Source organism: Micromonospora sp. AMSO1212t (genome assembly GCF_008868145.1).
Taxonomy (GTDB): Bacteria; Actinomycetota; Actinomycetes; order Mycobacteriales; family Micromonosporaceae; genus Micromonospora; species Micromonospora tulbaghiae.
The window spans coordinates 1-4,476 of record NZ_WBKS01000225.1 but is presented as its reverse complement, the minus strand read 5'-3'; the positions used below and the strand labels follow the sequence as shown (position 1 = coordinate 4,476).

Genomic DNA, 4,476 nt, shown 5'->3' with positions numbered 1-4,476 from the left:
CGGAGTTGTGTATAAGGGACAGGTACGGGAGTGGCGGGCCGTTTCCGGGTCCTCCTCGTGGGCGTACGCCAACTCCGGGTCGACCAACTGGATCGCGTGCACCAGCAGGTCGCCGGTGATCAGGACGCGCTCGTCGTCCGCCTCGACCAGCACCGACTGGTGGCCCGGCGTGTGCCCGGGCGTGTGCAGCAGCCGTACCCCCGGGGCCAGGGACGTGTCGCCGTCGACCACCCGCAGCCGGCCGGCGGCGCGCAACGGCGTCAGCAGCCGGGCCGGCAGCTCCGGGTGGAACAGCTCCAGCGCGTCCACCTCGGCGCGCTGGAGCAGATGGTCCGCGTTCGGGAACAGCGGGCCGGCCCAGCCGACGTGGTCGGTGTGCAGGTGGGTGAGGACCACGGTGCGTACGTCCGCCGGGTCGATCCCGGCGGCGGCCAGCTCGGCCGGCAGCCGGCCCGGCACCGGCGCCCAGCTCGCGGCGAGCGAGTCGGCCGGGCCGATCCCGGCGTCGACCAGCGTGACCGGCCCGTCCCCGGCCCGCACGGCGAAGGCGCGGAACCGCAGCCACCACCGGTCGTCGTCGGTGACGGCGCCCGGGTCGAGCCGGTCGGCCGCCTGCCAGTGCGCCTCGGTGGCGTCGGGAAACGCCTCGCCGCGGGGCTGGAAGAAGGGCCCCTCGCCGTCGGCGAGCGCGGTGACCGTGATAGACCCGAGGGTGCGGCTGCGTGGCATCGGCCGATGATGCCAGCGGGCCGCGGCGCGGCGCAGCCCGCTTTTCCGGCGGCCACCCGGGCCGCCTGGGGACTGCCGGCCAGTTTCCAGTACGCTCGTACTGCTTGAGCACGTGTCCCCCGAGAGGAGCGCCGGCCGATGGCGAAGATCAAGGTAAACAACCCGGTCGTGGAGATCGACGGCGACGAGATGACCCGGATCATCTGGAAGCAGATCCGGGAGCAGCTGATCCTGCCCTACCTCGACGTCGACCTGCACTACTACGACCTGTCGATCCAGCACCGTGACGCCACCGACGACCAGGTCACCGTCGACGCCGCCAACGCCATCAAGGAGCACGGCGTCGGCGTCAAGTGCGCCACCATCACCCCGGACGAGGCCCGGGTGGAGGAGTTCGGCCTGAAGAAGATGTGGCGGTCGCCGAACGGCACCATCCGCAACATCCTCGGCGGCGTGGTCTTCCGCGAGCCGATCATCATGTCGAACGTGCCGCGGCTCGTCCCGGGCTGGACCAAGCCGATCATCATCGGCCGGCACGCGCACGGCGACCAGTACAAGGCCACCGACTTCGTCGTCCCCGGCCCGGGCACGGTGACCATCACCTACACCCCGGCCGACGGCGGCACCCCGATGGAGATGGAGGTCGCCAACTTCCCCGGCGGCGGCATCGCCATGGGCATGTACAACTACGACGAGTCGATCCGGGACTTCGCCCGCGCCTCGTTCCGGTACGGCCTGGACCGCAACTACCCGGTCTACATGTCCACCAAGAACACCATCCTCAAGGCGTACGACGGCCGGTTCAAGGACATCTTCGCCGAGGTGTTCGAGAGCGAGTTCAAGGCCGAGTTCGACGCCGCCGGCCTCACCTACGAGCACCGGCTGATCGACGACATGGTCGCCGCCGCGCTCAAGTGGGAGGGCGGGTACGTCTGGGCGTGCAAGAACTACGACGGTGACGTGCAGTCCGACACCGTCGCGCAGGGCTTCGGCTCGCTCGGCCTGATGACCTCGGTGCTGCTCTCCCCGGACGGCCGCACCGTCGAGGCCGAGGCCGCGCACGGCACCGTCACCCGGCACTACCGGCAGTACCAGAAGGGCGAGAAGACCTCGACCAACCCGATCGCCTCGATCTACGCCTGGACCCGGGGCCTCGCCCACCGGGGCAAGCTGGACGGCACCCCGGCGGTCACCGAGTTCGCGAACACGCTGGAGAAGGTCATCGTGGACACCGTCGAGGGCGGCCAGATGACCAAGGACCTCGCGCTGCTCATCTCGCGGGACGCCCCGTGGCTGACCACCGACGAGTTCATGAACGCGCTCGACGAGAACCTGGCGCGCAAGCTCGCCGCCTGATCACTCCCGTCGATCACCACGGAGCCCGCCGGCACCCGCCGACGGGCTCCGTCGTGTCCGGGCTCGTGCGTCACCGGGTCCGGGCCGGGCTCGTTGTACCGGGTGGACGCGATGCCAGTCTCGTCCAGCCGTCCCTTCCCTTGCGGGGGGCCCTGTCCCGGGCCCCCCGCGCCCTGTTGTGCGCCGCGCGCCTCCCGCTTAGGCCTCGCCGATCTCAGGCCGCGGCGGCCCGCTCAGGCGGCGCGCAGCAGCTCGGCGGCGCGTTCCGGGGCGATGTCGTTGATGAAGACGCCCATGCCGGACTCCGACCCGGCCAGGTACTTCAGCTTGTCCTTGGCCCGCCGGATGCTGAACAGCTGAAGGTGCAGGTGGCCCAGCTCCCGGTCGATCCGTACCGGCGCCTGGTGCCAGGCCGCGATGTACGGCATGGGCAGGTCGAACAGCCCGTCGAAGCGGCGCAGCAGGTCCAGGTAGAGCGGCCCGAACGCGTCCCGCTCGGCGTCGTCGAGCGCCGGGATGTCCGGCACCGGCCGGTGCGGCGCCACGTGCACCTCGAACGGCCAGCGGGCCGCCGCCGGGACGTACGCGGTCCAGTGCTCGTTGCTCGCCACCACCCGCTCCCCGGTGGCCCGTTCGGCGGCCAGCACGTCGGCGTAGAGGTTGCCACCGGTGCGGTCGGCATGCCGCCGGGCGGCGGCCAGCATGCTCCGGGTGCGCGGCGTGACGAACGGGTACGCGTAGATCTGCCCGTGCGGGTGGTGCAGCGTCACCCCGATCTCCACGCCCCGGTTCTCGAACGGGAAGACCTGCTCCACGCCGGGCAGCGCGCTCAACGCGGTGGTGCGGTCGGCGAGCGCGTCGAGCACCGTCCGGACCCGCCGCGGGGAGAGCCGGGCGAACGAGGCGTTGTGGTCGTCGGTGAAGCAGACCACCTCGCACCTGCCGCGCCCGGGGCGTACCGGGGTGAACGGCGTGATCTCGGCCGGTTCGTCGGCCACCCGCTGGCTCAGCGACGGGAACCGGTTCTCGAAGACGACCACGTCGTAGTCGGGCGCCGGGATCTCGCTGTGCCGCTCGCCCCGTGACGGGCACAGCGGGCACTGGTCGGCCGGGGGCAGGAAGGTGCGGGTCTGCCGGTGCACCGCCACCGCCACCCACTCGTCGGTCAGCGGGTCGTACCGCAGCTGCGAGGCGGGCGGGGGAGGGGGCAGATCCCGCCGGTCCGGCTGGTCGCGGACCGCGTCGTCCCGCTCGTCGAAGTAGATCAGCTCACGGCCGTCGGCCAGCGCGATCTGCGTACGCTTCACTCCGCCCCCCTCGTCGTGGGCACCGTCACCAGCTCACCCACCCTGTCCTCGAGTACCCGTCGGGCCCCGGGTGCCAACCGGTCGTCGGTGACCAGCACGTCCGCCGCGTCCAGCGGCACGATCGACGAGATGCCGACGGTGCCCCACTTGGTGTGGTCGGCGAGCACCACCAGCCGGTCCGCCGCTGCCACGAGTGCCCGGTTGGTGTCCGCCTCCATCAGGTTGGGCGTGGTGAAACCGGCCCGTTCGCTGATCCCGTGCACGCCGAGGAAGAGCAGGTCCAGGTGCAGCGCGGCGATCGCGGCCACTGCCAGCGGGCCGACGAGCGCGTCCGACGGCGTGCGTACGCCGCCGGTGAGCACCACCGTCTGGTCCGGCCGGCCACCGACGTGCAGGGCCTCCGCCACCGGCAGCGAGTTGGTGACCACTGTCAGGCCGGGCACGTCCACCAGCCGCCGGGCCAGCTCGGCGGTGGTGGTGCCGGCGGAGAGCGCGATCGCGGCGCCGGGCCGGACCAGCCCTGCGGCGTGCTCGGCGATGGCGGCCTTCTCCGCGGACTGGCGGACGGCCTTCGCGTGGAAGCCGGGCTCGTCGGTCGAGCCGGGACCGGCGGGCGTCGCGCCCCCGTGCACCTTGGCGAGCAGGCCCTGCTCGTGCAGCGTGTCCAGGTCGCGCCGGATGGTCATGTCGGAGACGCCGAACTCGGCCGCCAGTTCCGTGACCCGGACGCCACCGGAGCGGCGCAGTCGTTCCAGGATGGCGGTCTGCCGCTGCCGCGCCAGCATCCCCGGCTCACCTCCGCGCCTCACCGACCACGCGGGCGCCCCACGCGGTCGAACGTGTTCCAACAAAGACGAACACTACCGCGCAGCCAGGGGTGATGCGAGGCCGCCGCCGTCCGAAGCCGGACGACGGCGGTCGAGGTGCTCGCAGGCCGGGACGGGCCCGGCGGTGAGACGGATGCTCCTATGGATGTCAAGGGGTGTTGAGGGCGGTGTAGTCGGCGAGGAGGGCGGTGTGGACCTCGCGGATGATGTAGCGCTTGAGGCAGCGGATGATCTCTTTGTTGGTGAGGCCTTGTTTG

General features: G+C 71.8%; 4 protein-coding genes. 1 reads left to right on the top strand and 3 read right to left on the bottom strand.

Annotated features, from left to right (window positions below; genetic code table 11):
- The coding region (locus tag F8279_RS29255; protein ID WP_151501667.1) for an MBL fold metallo-hydrolase at positions 1-729 on the bottom strand (729 nt) is incomplete at its 3' end.
- A gap of 138 nt (positions 730-867) precedes the next feature.
- Here F8279_RS29255 and F8279_RS29250 point away from each other — a divergent pair.
- A complete protein-coding gene (locus F8279_RS29250; RefSeq protein ID WP_091426137.1) occupies positions 868-2,085 on the top strand; it encodes an NADP-dependent isocitrate dehydrogenase in 1,218 nt (405 codons plus the stop codon).
- A gap of 233 nt (positions 2,086-2,318) precedes the next feature.
- Here the strand turns inward: F8279_RS29250 and galT are convergent, their stop codons facing one another.
- Both galT and F8279_RS29240 read right to left on the bottom strand, forming a co-directional pair.
- Positions 2,319-3,392 (bottom strand): galactose-1-phosphate uridylyltransferase, encoded by a 1,074-nt coding sequence (galT, locus tag F8279_RS29245; RefSeq protein WP_151501666.1) that lies wholly within the window; start codon positions 3,390-3,392, stop codon positions 2,319-2,321.
- On the bottom strand, positions 3,389-4,177 hold the full coding sequence (locus F8279_RS29240; RefSeq protein WP_091426133.1) for a DeoR/GlpR family DNA-binding transcription regulator: 789 nt from the start codon (positions 4,175-4,177) through the stop codon (positions 3,389-3,391). Before F8279_RS29240 ends, galT begins: the two co-directional genes overlap by 4 nt.
- Between the last annotated feature and the right edge of the window lie 299 nt (positions 4,178-4,476).

Bases quoted from the DNA above. Each gene is read 5' to 3' on its own strand.
- F8279_RS29240 (WP_091426133.1), bottom strand. From the start codon at position 4,177: ATGCTGGCGCGGCAGCGGCAGACCGCCATCCTGGAACGACTGCGCCGC.
- F8279_RS29250 (WP_091426137.1), top strand. From the start codon at position 868: ATGGCGAAGATCAAGGTAAACAACCCGGTCGTGGAGATCGACGGCGAC.